We start from the raw sequence: 14,978 nt of genomic DNA on the forward strand, positions 1-14,978 counted from the left end.
AATGCTTTCTTTTAGAAAAATTTTTTGGTTAAATGTTGCTATTGTCATAATTGTAGCATTTAACCTTAGGGCTCCTATTACTGCGATAGGACCCATGATCGATATTATCCAAGATGAGTATAATCTTAATTCCACTCTTGCAGGTGTGCTTACTAGCCTTCCTTTGATAGCTTTTGGTAGCATTTCTTTTATAGTGGGTTATTTTTCTCCTATTCGTGCGATTATTGTTGGAATTTTTCTTATTTTTATCGCAGAACTTATTCGTTCTTATTTAGGTGTTTATGGTTTATTTTTAGGAATGCTTGGTATAGGTTGTGGTATAGCTATTGCCAATGTGTTATTGCCAAGTTTTATTAAGGAAAAATTTCCTAAAAAAATGGCAAGTATGATGGGAATTTATAGTCTTGTTTTAAGCATTTCTTCTATAGCAGGAATTGCTTTATCTATGCCTTTGTTAAATATATTTGATTTAGCGGGTGCTATGGTTTTTTGGTCGGTTTTTTCTTTTATTGCCTTAATGATTTATTATCCCCAAGCTAAAAATGGCCGCTTTTTTCGTACCAAGAAAAAAGAGAGTAAAAAAATCAATCTTTTAAAAAATCCAACCACTTGGAAAATCACTCTTTTTATGGGTTTTCAAAGTTTTTTGGCTTATTCTTTGTTTTTTTGGTATGTGCAAATAATCGTAGAAAAAGGCTATGATAAAGATTTTGCAACCAATATAGTACTTTTTTCTCAACTTGTAGCCGCTCCAATCTCTCTTTTTGGTCCCTTGCTTTTAGGAAAACTTAAAAAGAGTTTACATACGCCTTATATAGCTATATTGTGCGCGATGTATGCGGTATCTTTTGGAATTTTACTTGCATTTGATACTCGGTTTATGATTATGCTTGCTGCATTTATTGTGGGGTTTCCTTGGGGTGGTGTTTTTGGCATCGCTTTGCTTTTTATCGCTCAAAAAAGTTCTAATGCAAAAATAGCTGCAAGACTTTCGGCTTTTGCTCAAGGGTTTGGATATTTAATCGCAGCGCAAGGGCAATGGATCATAGGATTTTTCCATGATATGTTTGGAAATTTTACAAGCTCTATTTGTATACTTTTTATCGTGGGCATACTTGTTAATATTTTTGGATATTTAGCCTATAAAAGCAAAGTTATTTGATAAGCTTTAATGCCTTTTCAAGCAAAATATCTGCACCATTTTTTTGTGCCATATCTTTAAGCTTTGTAGAAATATCTTCTAAATTTAGCTTGAATATAGCTTTTAAAATTTCATCAGGATAGGTGTTATTTTGCATAAAAATTTGACATAAAGCTTTATCTTGTAAAAATTTAGCATTAAAATACTGATGATTTTTAGCAGCGTGAGGGTAGGGTATGAAAATACTTGGTAGAGTATTGGCACAAAGTTCAAAAAGTGTGCTTGCACCCGCTCGCGAAATAGCCAAATCTGCATTTTGCATTTTTTCTTCTAAATGAGGGCTAAAGTCAAATACATCAGCTTGTATATTTAAGTCTTTATAAGCTTGTTGATACTTTTCAAGCTCGTTTTTTCCGCATTGATGAATGATATTAATGCCTTTTTTTTGAAGTTCTGGAGCTAGGTTTAAGGCTAAGTCGTTTATAAATTTAGCTCCTTGGGATCCGCCTAGAAAAATGATATTTTTTAATTCTTTGCGAATTCTTGCTTTTTCAAAAAATTTATCTGCCACAGGGTAGGGTACGATTTCTTTTTCAAAAGCGCTATAAAATTGCTTAGCAAAAGGCTTTAAAAGTTTATTTAAAGAGCCGCTTTTTGAATTTTGCTCGTGAATAAATAAAGGCAAGTGTGAAAACAAAGCAGCAAAAGAAGCAGGAGCAGCACTGTATCCTCCTACGCTAAAAACCGCTTTGATATCATAATCTTTAAAGATTTGCTTACATTCTTTACTAAGCTTGAATGTGTGGAGTAAGGAATTGATTTTTCCAAGTTTGTTTTGATTGACAACCCCACGAGAACTTAAAAAGAATTTCGCTTTAAAACGAGTTTCGCTTTCAAACCAAGCTCTATCTTGACCATTTTGACTTCCTATATAAACACACTCTATGTTTTTTTTAATCGCACTTTCTAGTAAACATCGCACAATGGCTAGGTGTCCACCCGTTCCGCCACCTGTTAGAACTATTGTCATAATTTAACCTTTTTTGAAATCATTAAAACATATCCAATTCCTATACAAATTGCCCACATTGAACTTCCCCCATAGCTTAAAAGAGGTACTGCAACCCCTTTTAAAGGCGTAAGAGAAATGATACCAAAGGCATTCATAAAGAATGAAAAGAGTAAAAGCAAAGCAATGCCTGAACAAAATATAAAATCTTGTTTTTCTTCACATCTTCCTGCAATTCTAAAAATTCTTAAAATCATCCAAAGATAAATAAAACAAATAAGCCCCAAGCCAAAAAGTCCTATCTCTTCTGTGATGCCTGAAAGAACGAAGTCAGTATGCACCTCACTTAAAAAACCAAGTTTAAAAGTACCTAGCCCAAGTCCTTCACCAAATAACCCTCCATGAGCTATGGCATTTAAGGAGTGTGAAATTTGATAAGGCTCGCTATTGCCACTTACCCTTAAAGCATCTGCCATCCAATCAGGAAGCATAGGCAAGAAAGCATCTTGTATATTTCCCCACCAAGAAGCTATCCTTTGGATACGCCTTTGATTGCTAAAAATTACCATGATTCCTATCATCATAATGATTAAAATTCCAAAGGCAAAAAGTCTTTTGCTAGCACCTGCAAAAAAAGCTAGAGCTAAAATTAAAAAGAAAGAAATAACGCTTTGCCCTAAATCATTTTGTGTGATGTAAATATAGCCTATCACGATAGAAGCTAAAATACAATAAGGCAAGAGAATTAAAGCTTCATGCTTAATCGCTTTTTTGCTATCATCAATGCGTCTTGTATAACTCCAAGCTAAAAAATAAATCAGTCCTATTTTAAAAAATTCCACAGGTGAAATAGAAAGAGGTCCTAAGCGAATCCAACGCTTTGCGCCCCCACTAGCAGTCGCCAAAGCAGAGGGTAAAAAAGGCAGGATAATAATACATATAAAAGAGCCTATAAGTATGGCTAGGATAATTCTTTTAGCAAGTATTTTATCAGGATCAAGACGAGAAATAAAAAACATGATTAATATACCGCTAAGCCCAAAAAAGAGTTGGCGTATAAAAAAGTGAAATTCATTATAATCAAAAAAAAGCACAGTAAAAACAGTAAGAGAATATGAAAATACTATACCTATGCTTATTAAAATGCAACTTAAATAAAATAATTTTTTATCGGCAATCATGTAAAATTGTAATTTTTCTTTCGGAATAATTTAAAAGTTTATTATAACTAAAATAAATTAAATTTTTTGCTAAGTTTTTGTAAGGATATTTTGCTAGAATATGAGTATGTAAATAAAATTTATAAAGGCAAATTATGGTACAAATTCATAAGATTCTTATAGCAAATCGTGCTGAAATAGCTGTCCGTGTAATCCGTGCTTGTAGGGATTTACATATTAAAAGTGTTGCGGTTTTTACAGAACCTGATCGTGAGTGTTTGCATGTAAAAATTGCCGATGAAGCTTATCGCATAGGCACAGATGCTATAAGGGGTTATTTGGATGTAGGAAGAATTATAGAAATTGCTAAAGCTTGTGGGGCTGATGCTATACATCCTGGTTATGGATTTTTAAGTGAAAATTATGATTTTGCTAAAGCTTGTGAGGAAGCAGGAATTATTTTTATAGGTCCAAAATCTGAAGTTATCCACAAAATGGGAAATAAAAACATAGCTCGTAAATTAATGGCTCAAAATGGGATTCCTATCGTTCCAGGAACAGAAAAATTAAATGCTTATAGTATGGATGAAATCAAAGTATTTGCAGAAAAAATAGGCTATCCTGTGATTTTAAAGGCTTCAGGAGGTGGTGGCGGACGAGGAATTCGCGTCGTTCATAAAGAAGAAGAATTAGAAAATGCTTTTGATTCGTGTAAAAGAGAAGCATTGACTTATTTTAACAATGATGAAGTATTTATGGAAAAATATGTAGTCAATCCTCGCCATATAGAATTTCAAATTTTAGGGGATAATTATGGAAATATTATCCATCTTTGCGAAAGGGATTGTTCTATCCAAAGAAGACATCAAAAAGTGATCGAAATCGCACCTTGTCCTGGAATTTCAGACAATCTAAGAAAAACTATGGGTGTTACTGCTGTGGCTGCTGCTAAGGCTGTTGGCTATACAAATGCGGGGACTATAGAATTTTTACTTGATGATTATAACCGCTTTTATTTTATGGAAATGAATACAAGAATTCAAGTAGAACATCCTGTAACTGAAGAAATTACGGGTGTGGATTTGATCGTGCGTCAAATTCGTATCGCAGGCGGGGAAATTTTAGATCTAGAACAAAGTGATATCAAGCCAAGAGGTTTTGCTATAGAAGCAAGGATTACGGCTGAAAATGTATGGAAAAATTTCATTCCAAGTCCAGGTAAGATAGGGGAGTATTATCCAGCACTTGGACCATCTGTAAGGGTGGACAGTCATATTTATAAAGATTATACCGTGCCTCCTTATTATGATTCTATGCTTGCAAAATTAATCATAAAAGCTACAAGTTATGATTTAGCGGTTAATAAACTTGAAAGAGCTTTGAAAGAATTTACCATAGATATTAGAACAACTATACCATTTTTGATCGCGATTACTAAAACAAGAGAATTTAGAAGAGGGTATTTTGACACTTCTTTCATAGAAACTCATATGCAAGAATTATTAGAAAATACCGAAGATCGCCATCAAGATAATAAAGAAGAAGTTATCGCTGCAATCGCAGCTACTTTAAAGAAAATACGCGAAAGTAGAGAATAATGGATTTTTTTGATAGTCTTAAGAGCATAAAAAAAGAAATGCAAACTCATTCTAAGGAGCAAAAAAGCCCTAAAAATTCAAATAAAAAGGATATGAAGCATTTTAATGAAGAGATAAAAACACAGCTACCAGAAATGAACTTAGATAAAGAAATGCAAGAAGTTTTTTTAAAACAAGAGAAATTACAGGATGAGTTTTTGGAATTTATTAAAAATGCAGATATTAAGAAAATTTAATGCTAGAAATTGGTTTTTGTACTCTTGAAGACGAATGTCCTTATCTAAAAGATAGGCGTTCTAGGATAGAGTACAAATATATAGAAAATTGCTCTAAGGAAATTAATAGCGAGCTTATCAGGCGTGGCTGGCGTCGTTTTGGTAGGTATTTTTCTCGTCCTATTTGCAAGGATTGCAAAGAATGTTTAAGCCTTAGAATTTTAGTAGATGAATATCAATTTTCGCGCAGCGAAAGAAGAGTGATCAATAAAAACACAAATACCAAAATCATATTAAGAAAACCTTTACTAAGTAATGAGCATTTGTTTTTGTATGATAAATATCACCGCTTTATGGAAGAGAAAAAAACTTGGAAAAGATATGATTTAAATTTCAGACAATATTACAATCTTTATGTTGATGGATTTATGAATTTTGGCTATGAGCTTGCTTTTTATGTGGAGGATAAGCTTGTTTGTGTGGATTTAATCGATTGGCTTGAAGATGGAATTTCTAGTATTTATTGCTTTTATGATCCAGATTTTTCTCATCTTTCTTTGGGTAAATTTTCTTTACTTAGCGAAATAAAGATAGCCAAAAAAGAAAAATTAAAATATATTTATTTGGGATATTTTGTAAAAAAGTGTCAATCTTTATCGTATAAAGCCGATTATACACCCAATGAAATTTTAAAAGGCACAAAAGAGCTTTTTGAGAATGAGATTTTATGGGAGAGATGAGATGCAGATCGTGCAAACTTTAGAAACTATCAATGTTAATACCGATGATATTAATGTTTTTCAGTATTTTAAAGACTTAATTACCAAAAATTTCACAAAGGTAGTAGGGCGTAAAAATAAAATTTTTTCTTTTTTTGAAGAAAATGAAATTCCACAGCGCCGTTATTTCTTAAAAGTTTTAGATCAAAAATATCGTAAAAGCACAAATGAAGGTATAGAGAATTTACAAGATGCTCATTTTAAAACTTTTAGATTAATTTTTGAGCAAAATAATATGCTTAAGCCTATGTTGTTTATCAAGATTGATTTTGTTGCGGGTAGAATTTTGATGAAGTTAAGCTCTAATGAAAAATTATTTATTACTTATATAAGAAATTATTTTCAAGATCATAATATAGAATATAATGAAATGACAAATATTCTAATTTTAGAATATAAAAACGAGAATACCCTTGAACTTTTTGAAGCTTTTGCAAATGAGAGCGAGCATTTAAAATATTGCGTGAATTTTGAAGTTGACCGCGAAGAGTATAAAAAATTTCGCCAAAATATTCACAATAAAGAAAATATGAAATGGAAATTTAATGCTTTAGCTAAGCTTTTTAGTAATTATTTTAATACTTTAGAATGCACTCCGCAAAATGATCTTAGTGAAATCAGACAAAAATATTTGATTTTGGTAAAACTTTATCATCCTGATTTTCATCAAGGAAAAAGTGCAATAGAAAAAGCTTACGCAAGAGAACAGTTTGAAAAAATACAAATCGCCTATGATAACTTAAAAGCACTTTATAAGAATAATACTTAAAAAAATTAAATTAATCATTTTGGTTAATTTAATTTTTCTCTCTCATAAATTTTTCTTAATTTGCTATCTAGTTTAAAACAAAATTTAAAAAGTGCAGGTACTACGAGTAAGGTAAGCAAAGTCGAACTTATAAGTCCAAAGATAATGGCTATTGCCATAGGAGAATTAGCTTCATAGCCCGCACCCCTTGAAAGAGCAAGTGGGAGCATAGCAAAAATCATAGCAAAAGTTGTCATCAATATAGCCCTTAAGCGCGATTTTCCAGCGATTAAAAGAGCTTTATCGGGATCTAAACCTTCATGGCATTTTTTATTAGCTACATCTACGAGTAAAATAGCATTTTTCCCTACCATACCAAAAAGTAAGATGATGGCAATAAGTACAAAAAGTGAAAAATTATGCCCTGTGATAAAAAGCCCTATAGAAGCTCCGCCAAAGGCTAAAGGCATGGTTATCATGATGATTAAAGGCAGAATAAAACTTTCATAAAGTGCGGCTAAAACAAGATAAATTAAAACAAAAGCAAGTGCTACTGCCATAGCAAAACCTTGCACGGTTTCACCTAAAAGATTGATAAAGCCTGAAAAAGCATAGCTAAGACTTGGATTGTTATTTAAAATTTTATCCATATTATCTAGTAAAAGTTTTTGCACCGCTCCTAAGGAAAGATCATTCACTCCAGCTGTGATTTTCACAGAGCGGTTTTTATTGTAACGATTGATAGTTTTTAAATCTTTACTGTATATAAAATCCACCACGCTTGAAAGTTCTAAATTTATACCTTGGTTGTTTTTAATGCTAATGCGCTTTAAAGCTTCTATGTCTTTTTTAAATTCTGGAGCAAAACTTAGGATAATATCATCTTTTGAATTGCCTCTATCCATGCTTCCTACGCTAAGTTGCGAGAAAGAATACCCTAAAACCCCAGCGATATATTGAGGATTGACATCTAAAAGTTTGGCTTTTTCTTTGTTGATGTGTAAGGCTACTTCATCTTTTGTAGCATTAGCATTATCACTTATATCTACAATGCGTGCATTAGTGCCTAAAATTTCTTTTGCCTGAGAAGCAGCTTCTTTTAGAGTGTTTAAATCATCTCCTAAGATTAAAAATTGCACGGGATCATCAATGCCTGCACCCTCTATCTTTGGAAGTTCTAAAATTTTGATTTTTAAACTTTCATCTTGAAATTTTTGACGATATAAACTTACTATGGCACTTTGTCTTAAATTTCTTTCGTCTAAATTTTTAAGTTTAACATAAATTTTAGCCTTTGTAGCATCTTTGGCATCATCATAGCCTACAAGTAAAAAAGCGTATTTGACATTGCTATCATTTTTGATTTTTTCAAGCAAATTTAAACTTTTTTCTTTCATGGCTTCTAAACTTAAATCCTTTTTGCTTTCAAGCAAAACTTGAATTTCACTATCATCTTCCATAGGTAAAAAATCAAGCCCTATGCGAGTGGCTAAAGCAAAAGAAAACCCTATAAAAACAAGAGTGGCTAGGATAAATTTTACTTTATTTTGTAAAATTTTATAGAGTAAATTTTCATACTTTTGCTCTATTTTTTCAAAAAAAGCTTCTGTTTTTTCATAAAACTTGCTTTCTTTTGGATTTAAAAATCTTGCCCCAATACTAGGTATTAAAAATACAGAAACCAAAAAGCTTATAACTATCCCACTTGCAACGCTTATGCCTAAGGCATTGAAAAAAAGCCCTGATATAGAGTTCATATAAGAAATAGGGATAAAAACACAAAGTAAAACTATACTTATGCTTAAAACGCTAAAACCTATTTCATTGATACCTAAAAAAGCAGCTTGTAAAGGCGGATAAGTTTTTAGTTTTTTAGCAATATTTTCAATCACTACTATAGCATCATCGATAAAAATTCCTATGCTTAAGGTTAAAGCTATAAAAGTTAAGCGGTTTAAATCATAGCCTAAAAGATCGATAATAAAAAAAGTTGAAATGATAGAAGTAGGTATAGCTATGCAAGCAATGAGAGTTGCACTTAAATTTCTTAAAAATAAAAACACGATAACAAGGGTTAGAAAAATCCCCAAAACCATATCAAAAATCACTTGAGAAAGGTGCTTGTGGATATTTAAGCTTTTATCATAAAGCATATTAATGCTTATATCTTTTGGAATTTGTTTTTCTAAAATAGGCAAGGCATTTTTGACATTTTTAATCATTTCAAGGGTGTTATAATTTGTGATTTTTCCGAGTTCTAAAAGCACCCCTTCTTTACCTTCGTATAAAGCACTTTGTTTTTCATCTTCATAAAGGCTTGAAATATTAGCAATATCACTTAAAAATACTCCTGTTTTTATGCGAAGATTGCTAAGTTCTTCTAAATTTGTGGCTTCAAAATAGCCTTTGATGATATAGTTATCTTGATTGTTGTTAAGTTCACCTAGGGCTTGTTTAAAATTTTGACTTTTGATGATATTTGCTACATCAAGGGCGTTAAGATTGTATTTTCTAAGTTCGTTTGGTTTTAATTCTATGCGAATTTGGGGTTCTAAAAACCCCTTAGCTTCGATTTTTCCTACCCCATCAATCCTTTGCAAAAAAGGCTTGATTTTATCATTAATTTCACGCATGAGTTGTAATTTATCTTTAGAATATAGAAAAAGTGAAATAGCAGAACCAGAATCTGAACTGATTTTTTCAATTTCAGGCTTAGAAGGTAGGCTTAAAGTTCCTATTTTATCACGCACATCATTGGCAGCTACTTCAAGATTTTTACCCAGTTTAAACTCAACTACACTTACACTAAAATTATCATATGCAGTTGAGGTTATGGTCTTTACTCCATCGATTTCACTTAAAGCATTTTCTATTTCTTTAGTGACTTTTGATTCTACGAAATTTAAATCCCCATTTATCTTGCTTGTGATTTTTATAAGAGGTATGGAAACATTAGGAAATAAATTTACACTCATGCTAAAAGCAGAGATTAGCCCAAAAATCATAAGAGCTAAGAAAAACATTAGCACGGTAATAGGTCGGTTTATAGCTAGTTTAAACATTTTTAATCTTTAGTGATGATTCTACCTTCACCAAAAAGCCCTGGTGTTAGATTTGTGGTTTGCACTTCAGCATAAATTTTTCTTGTTTTTACTTCTATACTTGGATAAATAAGGCTGATTTTTCCTTTCAATTCTGTACCATTTTGATCGATTTTATAAAAGAAATCATCGCCTAATCTAACTTTATCTTTATATTTTTCATCAAAACTTAAAATCAGTTTGCTTTGTGGATAGGAAAAAATTTCTATCAAAGGTTGAGCTACTCCTCCTACTCCTTCGCCCACTTGTATAAATTTGTTTGCGATAATAGCATCATAAGGTGCACGCAATTCTTTTTTTGCCATGATATTTTTATAATAAGCTATATTGATTTTTGCTTTGATTAAATTTAAATTAGCTGCATCAAATTTAGCTTTCATATCTTCATAGCTTTGTTTGTCTATAACATTTTCTACAGCTTTGATTTTTTGCATTCTACTTTTAGTATTTTCGTATTCTACAAGGGCAAGTTGATAAGAATTTTGAGCATTTTGAAGAGCTATTTTTTCACTTTCTTGATCAAGAGCAAGTAAAAGTTCTCCTTTGCTGACTTTTTGTCCAATTTCTACAGGAATTTTTTGAACTAAACCTATGCTTTCAAGGGTAAGCTTGCTTTGTTTTGATGCTTCTACATTGAAACTCGCGTAAATTTCTTCGCCAAAGGCGTAATTAAAAGCAAGAAGTAAAAATAGAATTTTTTTCATTCTTTAACCTTTGAATTAAGATCTATACCCGCATTAAAATAATAATTTGCTTTAGTAATTTCAAATTCATTTTTAGCAAGCTCTAAATCGCTTTGTGCTTTAAATTTAGCCTCTAAAGCTTGAAGATATTCCACATAAGAAACAAGTCCTGCTTGGTATTTTTTATCTACACTTTCAAAAGCCAAATTTGCAGCATTTAAGCTAAGATTAAGAGCTAAAATTTGTTCTTGTAAAACTTTTAAACTTTTGTCTAAATAATTTAATTCTTCTTTATTTTTTCTCTCACTAAATCTTGCGTTTGCATTGGCTATTTGAACGTTTAAACGCTCTTTTTCAACTTCTTTAGCCCTTGCATTGAAATCAAAAATTTTCCATTCCATACCTAAAATAAACTGATTACCTTGAGAATATTTTTCTAAGAATTGATCTGCTAAGTTTACAAAAGGAGCTGGAACTTTTGGATTATAATTGTTTTTATAAAAGTTAAAATTATCTTGAATATAAAATTTTGGAAAATATTCAGCTTTTGCTAAATTTACACTTTCTTTAGCAAGATTGATTTGTTCTTTAGCTATCATTACTTCATAGTTTTGACTTTTTTCTTGTTGCGGATTTTCTAAAAAAGCATTCCCTTGCACTTTAAAATCTGTATCACTTAAAATTTTAATCTCTTTTTGTATATTGGCAAGTTTTAATTCATTTTGACTGAGCTCTAATAAGCTTAAATGGTATTTAGCTTTAATGCTTTCAAGTTCATCTTTAGGGCTAAGTCCTGCGTCGTAAAATTTTTGCAATCTTTCAAAAGTTGATTTTAAAAAAGCTACTTTTTGTTGATTTGCTAGTAAAATTTTTTTAAGACTTAGGGTGTTAAAATAAAGTGTGATTGCATTTAGGGCAAGGTAATTTTTGCTTTGTTCTTTGTCTAAAAGGCTTAATTTTTCTTTGCTTTCTAAAGCTCTTAAATTAGCCTCTCTAGCACCCCCATCAAAAAGTAAAAAATTAAGAGAAACTTTAGCAAATAAACTTTCTTGTGGATCGATAATGAAGCGATCTTTATTGTTGGCTACATAAGCTGAGTTTAGACTAAGAGAGGGTAGGTAATTTCTAAAAGCTTGTTCTTTGTCTAAATTTGCTTGTTCGCTTTGCATTTGCTTAATGAGATAGGATTCATTATTTTGACTTAGTGCTATAAATTCGTGCAAATTAGAAGCTAACATTGCTAAGGGATAAAGAGCTAAAAATATAGCTGATTTTAAATATTTTTCAAGCATTTGATATTTTAATATGCTTTATATAAATTTCAATTGAAGTTTTTTATATAAAATAAAATTTATTTGTTTTAAACATAAATTTTGTTAAAATCCTAGCTTTAAAATTTTATATTTAGGATGAAATTTTGTCGGTAAAAAATATTAGAAATTTTTCTATTATAGCTCATATAGATCATGGAAAATCTACTCTTGCAGATAGGATTATTAGTGAGTGTGGTGCTATTAGCGATAGGCAGATGAGTTCACAAGTTATGGATACTATGGATATAGAAAAAGAGCGTGGTATCACCATAAAAGCACAATCAGTGCGTTTAAATTATAAATTTAATAATGAAAATTTTGTTTTAAATCTTATTGATACTCCTGGCCATGTGGATTTTTCTTATGAAGTGAGTCGTTCTTTGGCAAGTTGTGAAGGAGCTTTGCTTGTAGTAGATGCTTCTCAAGGTGTTGAAGCACAGACTATAGCTAATGTTTATATAGCGCTTGAAAATAATCTTGAAATCATTCCTGTGATTAATAAAATCGATTTACCTAATGCTGATGTTGAGAAAGTAAAGCATGAAATCGAGCATATTATAGGTATAGATTGCAAAGATGCAATTTGTGTGAGTGCAAAAACAGGAGTGGGTATAAAAGAGCTTATAGAAACAATTATTACTAAAATCCCTGCACCAAAAACAGATGATGAAGCTCCTACTAAGGCTTTAATTTATGATTCTTGGTTTGATAATTATCTAGGGGCTTTGGCTTTGGTTAGGATTTATGAAGGAAGTATTGCTAAAAACGATGAAGTTTTAGTCATGAGTACGGATAAAAAACATATAGTTCAAGATCTTTTTTATCCCCACCCTTTAAGTCCAATTAAAACTCAATCTTTACAATCAGGCGAAGTAGGTGTGGTGGTTTTAGGGCTTAAAACCGTAGGTGATGTACAAGTAGGCGATACCATCACTTTGGTAAAAAACAAAGCTAAAGAAGCCATAGGTGGTTTTGAAAAGGCTAAAGCTTTTGTGTTTGCGGGACTTTATCCTATAGAAACGGATAAATTTGAAGATTTAAGAGATGCTTTGGATAAATTAAAGCTTAATGATAGTTCTATTACTTATGAGCCTGAAACTTCTTTGGCCTTAGGCTTTGGTTTTAGGGTAGGATTTTTAGGGCTTTTACATATGGAAGTTATCAAAGAAAGGCTTGAGAGAGAATTTAATCTTGATTTGATTGCTACAGCTCCAACTGTGACTTATGAAATTTATCAAACCGATGGAGAGCTTATTAAAATTCAAAATCCTAGCGAGCTTCCTCCTGTTAATAAAATCGATCATATAAAAGAGCCTTATGTTAAAGCTACTATCATTACTCCAAGTGAATTTTTAGGGAATTTAATCACTCTTTTAAATCGCAAAAGAGGAGTGCAGGTTAAAATGGACTATATCACACCTGAGCGTGTTTTGCTAGAATATGATGTGCCTTTAAATGAGATTGTGATGGATTTTTATGATAAATTAAAGTCCTTAACAAAAGGTTATGCGAGTTTTGATTATGAGCCTATAGAATTTAGAGTAGGGGATTTGGTAAAACTTGATATTAAGGTAGCGGGTGAAAATGTTGATGCGCTAAGCATTATCGTGCCTAATGAAAAAGCGCAAAGTAAAGGAAGAGAACTTGTTAGTGCTATGAAAGAAATAGTTCCTAGACAGCTTTTTGAAGTGGCCATTCAAGCAAGCATAGGCAATAAAATCATCGCAAGAGAAACTGTTAAATCCATGGGTAAAAATGTGACAGCAAAATGTTATGGTGGGGATATTACTAGAAAAAGAAAGCTTTTAGAAAAGCAAAAAGAAGGTAAAAAAAGAATGAAAGCTATAGGTAAGGTAAATTTACCTCAAGAGGCTTTTTTGAGTGTTTTAAAGATAGATTGATGATAAATTTAAAACTTGGCTTGAAATTTGCTTGTATTTTTAATACAATTTAGAAAAATATTTTTCAAAATATTTTTTAAGGAGAAAAAGATGAATAAGAAAATTTTATTTTTTATAGCATTGGCTTTATTTTTAAATGCTTGTGCGAGCAAACAAAATACTTTTACTCAAGTAAATCAGCTTTCTAAAGCTTCTCAGTGTGTTCCTTGCGAGAGTTCTAGTGGTTTTGAGGCAAAAATCAAAGGCCTTTTATATGTTAGCGATATTGGGATACAATGTTGTGCAAATAAAAGAACTTTAGATACGGGTGTGGCTCTCAAAAAAGTCTACTTGCATAGATTTTATGATTTAAAAGAAGAGCAAAAAGTGCTTAATGCCAATGGGCAAAAATTATTTGTAAATCTTGATTTTAATGCTATTTTTTATGTTTATTTAAAACAAGAGCTTGAAGCAAGAGGTATTATCGTCCTTGATGATAATAAAGCCAATTCACCTTATGTAACTAAAATTGATCTTGCTTTTACGGGTTATAGTGCAAAACAAGATAGTCTAGGACTTCATTCAAGACTTGTTGGAGTATTAAGCTTGAGTGATATTAATAAAAATAAAAAATTCACTTTACGCACCAAACAAGATGTTCAAGGTTTTGAAAATTTAAAAGATATCAGTTTTTACACACATTTACTGATTAAACAGATGGCAAATAAAGCAGCAAGCATAATCTCAGAGCTTTGAAATGTTTAAATTGCGGAGTTTTTACTCTGCTTTGTTTTTGTCATCATTGCGCTGAAGAATTATCGGAATTTTCTTTAGGCGTAAGAGAACTTGAAAAAGATTTTAAAGTTTATTCTTTTTATAAATATCATGAGATTAAACATCTTTTGCACGCTAAACATAAATTTTATGGTTATTTTGTATTTCATTTCTTGGCAAAATTAAGTTTTTTTAAATTTAAAAATTTTTTTTCTGTAAATGAGCAAATTAATGTTATTCCTTTAGATGATAGAGTTGAAAATTTACTTTATTCTCATTCAGCCATCTTAGCAAAATATTTAAAGACAGAATTTATTAAGCCTATATTTGGTGCCTTACATGCACAAAATCATCTAAAGTATTCTGGAAAAAGTTTAAAATTTAGACAAGACAATAAAAGAAAATTTAAACTTTTAAAAAAAATTAACAATCCTGTAATCTTGGTAGATGATATTGTATCTTCGGGTTCTAGTTTACTTGAAGCTAAGCAATTTTTAGAAAAAAATAAAATTTCTGTTCTTTTTGCGGTTGTTTTAGCTGATGCAAAAGTTTAATATGCTATAATAATAGTTTGAAA

General features: G+C 31.1%; 13 protein-coding genes. 8 read left to right on the forward strand and 5 right to left on the reverse strand.

Translation table 11 applies throughout. From position 1 onward, the window contains the following. Position 1 precedes the first annotated feature (1 nt). Positions 2-1,162 carry a CynX/NimT family MFS transporter gene (locus KAR88_RS00170; RefSeq protein WP_002779078.1) on the forward strand — a complete coding sequence of 387 codons (1,161 nt, stop codon included), beginning with the start codon at positions 2-4 and terminating at the stop codon, positions 1,160-1,162. On the opposite strand, the gene murG is transcribed toward KAR88_RS00170, so the two are convergent. Beyond that, positions 1,155-2,171 (reverse strand): undecaprenyldiphospho-muramoylpentapeptide beta-N-acetylglucosaminyltransferase, encoded by a 1,017-nt coding sequence (murG, locus tag KAR88_RS00175; RefSeq protein ID WP_002779076.1) that lies wholly within the window; start codon positions 2,169-2,171, stop codon positions 1,155-1,157. The genes KAR88_RS00170 and murG overlap by 8 nt on opposite strands. Continuing rightward, positions 2,168-3,331: a putative lipid II flippase FtsW gene (gene ftsW / locus KAR88_RS00180; RefSeq protein ID WP_002779074.1), complete on the reverse strand. Its 1,164-nt coding sequence runs from the start codon at positions 3,329-3,331 to the stop codon at positions 2,168-2,170. The genes murG and ftsW overlap by 4 nt, the downstream gene beginning before the upstream one ends. 134 nt (positions 3,332-3,465) lie before the next feature. Here ftsW and KAR88_RS00185 point away from each other — a divergent pair, with 134 nt between their 5' ends. From KAR88_RS00185 to KAR88_RS00200, 4 genes are read left to right on the forward strand one after another with little or no spacing between them, the layout of a single operon-like run. Then, complete coding sequence (locus KAR88_RS00185) at positions 3,466-4,908, forward strand: acetyl-CoA carboxylase subunit A (protein WP_002779072.1); 1,443 nt, start codon at positions 3,466-3,468, stop codon at positions 4,906-4,908. Continuing rightward, positions 4,908-5,144, forward strand: a complete 237-nt coding sequence (locus KAR88_RS00190) for a hypothetical protein (RefSeq protein ID WP_057030710.1) — start codon at positions 4,908-4,910, stop codon at positions 5,142-5,144. The genes KAR88_RS00185 and KAR88_RS00190 overlap by 1 nt, the downstream gene beginning before the upstream one ends. Next, positions 5,144-5,863 (forward strand): arginyltransferase, encoded by a 720-nt coding sequence (locus KAR88_RS00195; RefSeq protein WP_002779070.1) that lies wholly within the window; start codon positions 5,144-5,146, stop codon positions 5,861-5,863. The genes KAR88_RS00190 and KAR88_RS00195 overlap by 1 nt, the downstream gene beginning before the upstream one ends. Position 5,864: 1 nt before the next feature. Beyond that, on the forward strand, positions 5,865-6,671 hold the full coding sequence (locus KAR88_RS00200) for an adenylosuccinate lyase (RefSeq protein WP_002779069.1): 807 nt from the start codon (positions 5,865-5,867) through the stop codon (positions 6,669-6,671). Positions 6,672-6,694: 23 nt separating this feature from the next. Here the strand turns inward: KAR88_RS00200 and cmeF are convergent, their stop codons facing one another. The 3 genes from cmeF to cmeD are packed head-to-tail and all read right to left on the reverse strand — an operon-like array spanning position 6,695 to position 11,726. Further along, on the reverse strand, positions 6,695-9,712 hold the full coding sequence (cmeF, locus tag KAR88_RS00205) for a multidrug efflux RND transporter permease subunit CmeF (protein WP_002829852.1): 3,018 nt from the start codon (positions 9,710-9,712) through the stop codon (positions 6,695-6,697). Between the two features lie 2 nt (positions 9,713-9,714). After that, positions 9,715-10,455, reverse strand: coding sequence for a multidrug efflux RND transporter periplasmic adaptor subunit CmeE (gene cmeE, locus KAR88_RS00210; protein ID WP_002779067.1), 741 nt, complete (start codon positions 10,453-10,455; stop codon positions 9,715-9,717). Further along, positions 10,452-11,726 carry a multidrug efflux RND transporter outer membrane subunit CmeD gene (gene cmeD, locus KAR88_RS00215; protein WP_002779066.1) on the reverse strand — a complete coding sequence of 425 codons (1,275 nt, stop codon included), beginning with the start codon at positions 11,724-11,726 and terminating at the stop codon, positions 10,452-10,454. The genes cmeE and cmeD overlap by 4 nt, the downstream gene beginning before the upstream one ends. A 125-nt stretch (positions 11,727-11,851) precedes the next feature. On the opposite strand from cmeD, the gene lepA reads away from it, so the two are divergent. The 3 genes from lepA (at position 11,852) to KAR88_RS00230 (ending at position 14,955) form a co-directional block, all read left to right on the forward strand. Then, positions 11,852-13,648: a translation elongation factor 4 gene (lepA, locus tag KAR88_RS00220; RefSeq protein ID WP_002837927.1), complete on the forward strand. Its 1,797-nt coding sequence runs from the start codon at positions 11,852-11,854 to the stop codon at positions 13,646-13,648. A 90-nt stretch (positions 13,649-13,738) separates the two neighbouring features. Then, complete coding sequence (mapA, locus tag KAR88_RS00225; RefSeq protein ID WP_002779064.1) at positions 13,739-14,383, forward strand: outer membrane lipoprotein MapA; 645 nt, start codon at positions 13,739-13,741, stop codon at positions 14,381-14,383. Beyond that, on the forward strand, positions 14,380-14,955 hold the full coding sequence (locus KAR88_RS00230) for a phosphoribosyltransferase family protein (RefSeq protein WP_002779063.1): 576 nt from the start codon (positions 14,380-14,382) through the stop codon (positions 14,953-14,955). The genes mapA and KAR88_RS00230 overlap by 4 nt, the downstream gene beginning before the upstream one ends. Positions 14,956-14,978: the final 23 nt, after the last annotated feature.

It is taken from the genome of Campylobacter sp. JH23 (genome assembly GCF_017846595.1).
Lineage (GTDB): Bacteria > Campylobacterota > Campylobacteria > Campylobacterales > Campylobacteraceae > Campylobacter_D > Campylobacter_D coli.

What these genes read in the sequence shown, in the direction of transcription:
- mapA (WP_002779064.1), top strand. Translation starts at nt 13,739, where the DNA reads ATGAATAAGAAAATTTTATTTTTTATAGCATTGGCTTTATTTTTAAAT.
- cmeD (WP_002779066.1), bottom strand. Translation starts at nt 11,726, where the DNA reads ATGCTTGAAAAATATTTAAAATCAGCTATATTTTTAGCTCTTTATCCC.
- ftsW (WP_002779074.1), bottom strand. Translation starts at nt 3,331, where the DNA reads ATGATTGCCGATAAAAAATTATTTTATTTAAGTTGCATTTTAATAAGC.
- murG (WP_002779076.1), bottom strand. Translation starts at nt 2,171, where the DNA reads ATGACAATAGTTCTAACAGGTGGCGGAACGGGTGGACACCTAGCCATT.
- KAR88_RS00185 (WP_002779072.1), top strand. Translation starts at nt 3,466, where the DNA reads ATGGTACAAATTCATAAGATTCTTATAGCAAATCGTGCTGAAATAGCT.
- KAR88_RS00170 (WP_002779078.1), top strand. Translation starts at nt 2, where the DNA reads ATGCTTTCTTTTAGAAAAATTTTTTGGTTAAATGTTGCTATTGTCATA.
- cmeE (WP_002779067.1), bottom strand. Translation starts at nt 10,455, where the DNA reads ATGAAAAAAATTCTATTTTTACTTCTTGCTTTTAATTACGCCTTTGGC.
- KAR88_RS00190 (WP_057030710.1), top strand. Translation starts at nt 4,908, where the DNA reads ATGGATTTTTTTGATAGTCTTAAGAGCATAAAAAAAGAAATGCAAACT.
- KAR88_RS00195 (WP_002779070.1), top strand. Translation starts at nt 5,144, where the DNA reads ATGCTAGAAATTGGTTTTTGTACTCTTGAAGACGAATGTCCTTATCTA.
- KAR88_RS00200 (WP_002779069.1), top strand. Translation starts at nt 5,865, where the DNA reads ATGCAGATCGTGCAAACTTTAGAAACTATCAATGTTAATACCGATGAT.
- cmeF (WP_002829852.1), bottom strand. Translation starts at nt 9,712, where the DNA reads ATGTTTAAACTAGCTATAAACCGACCTATTACCGTGCTAATGTTTTTC.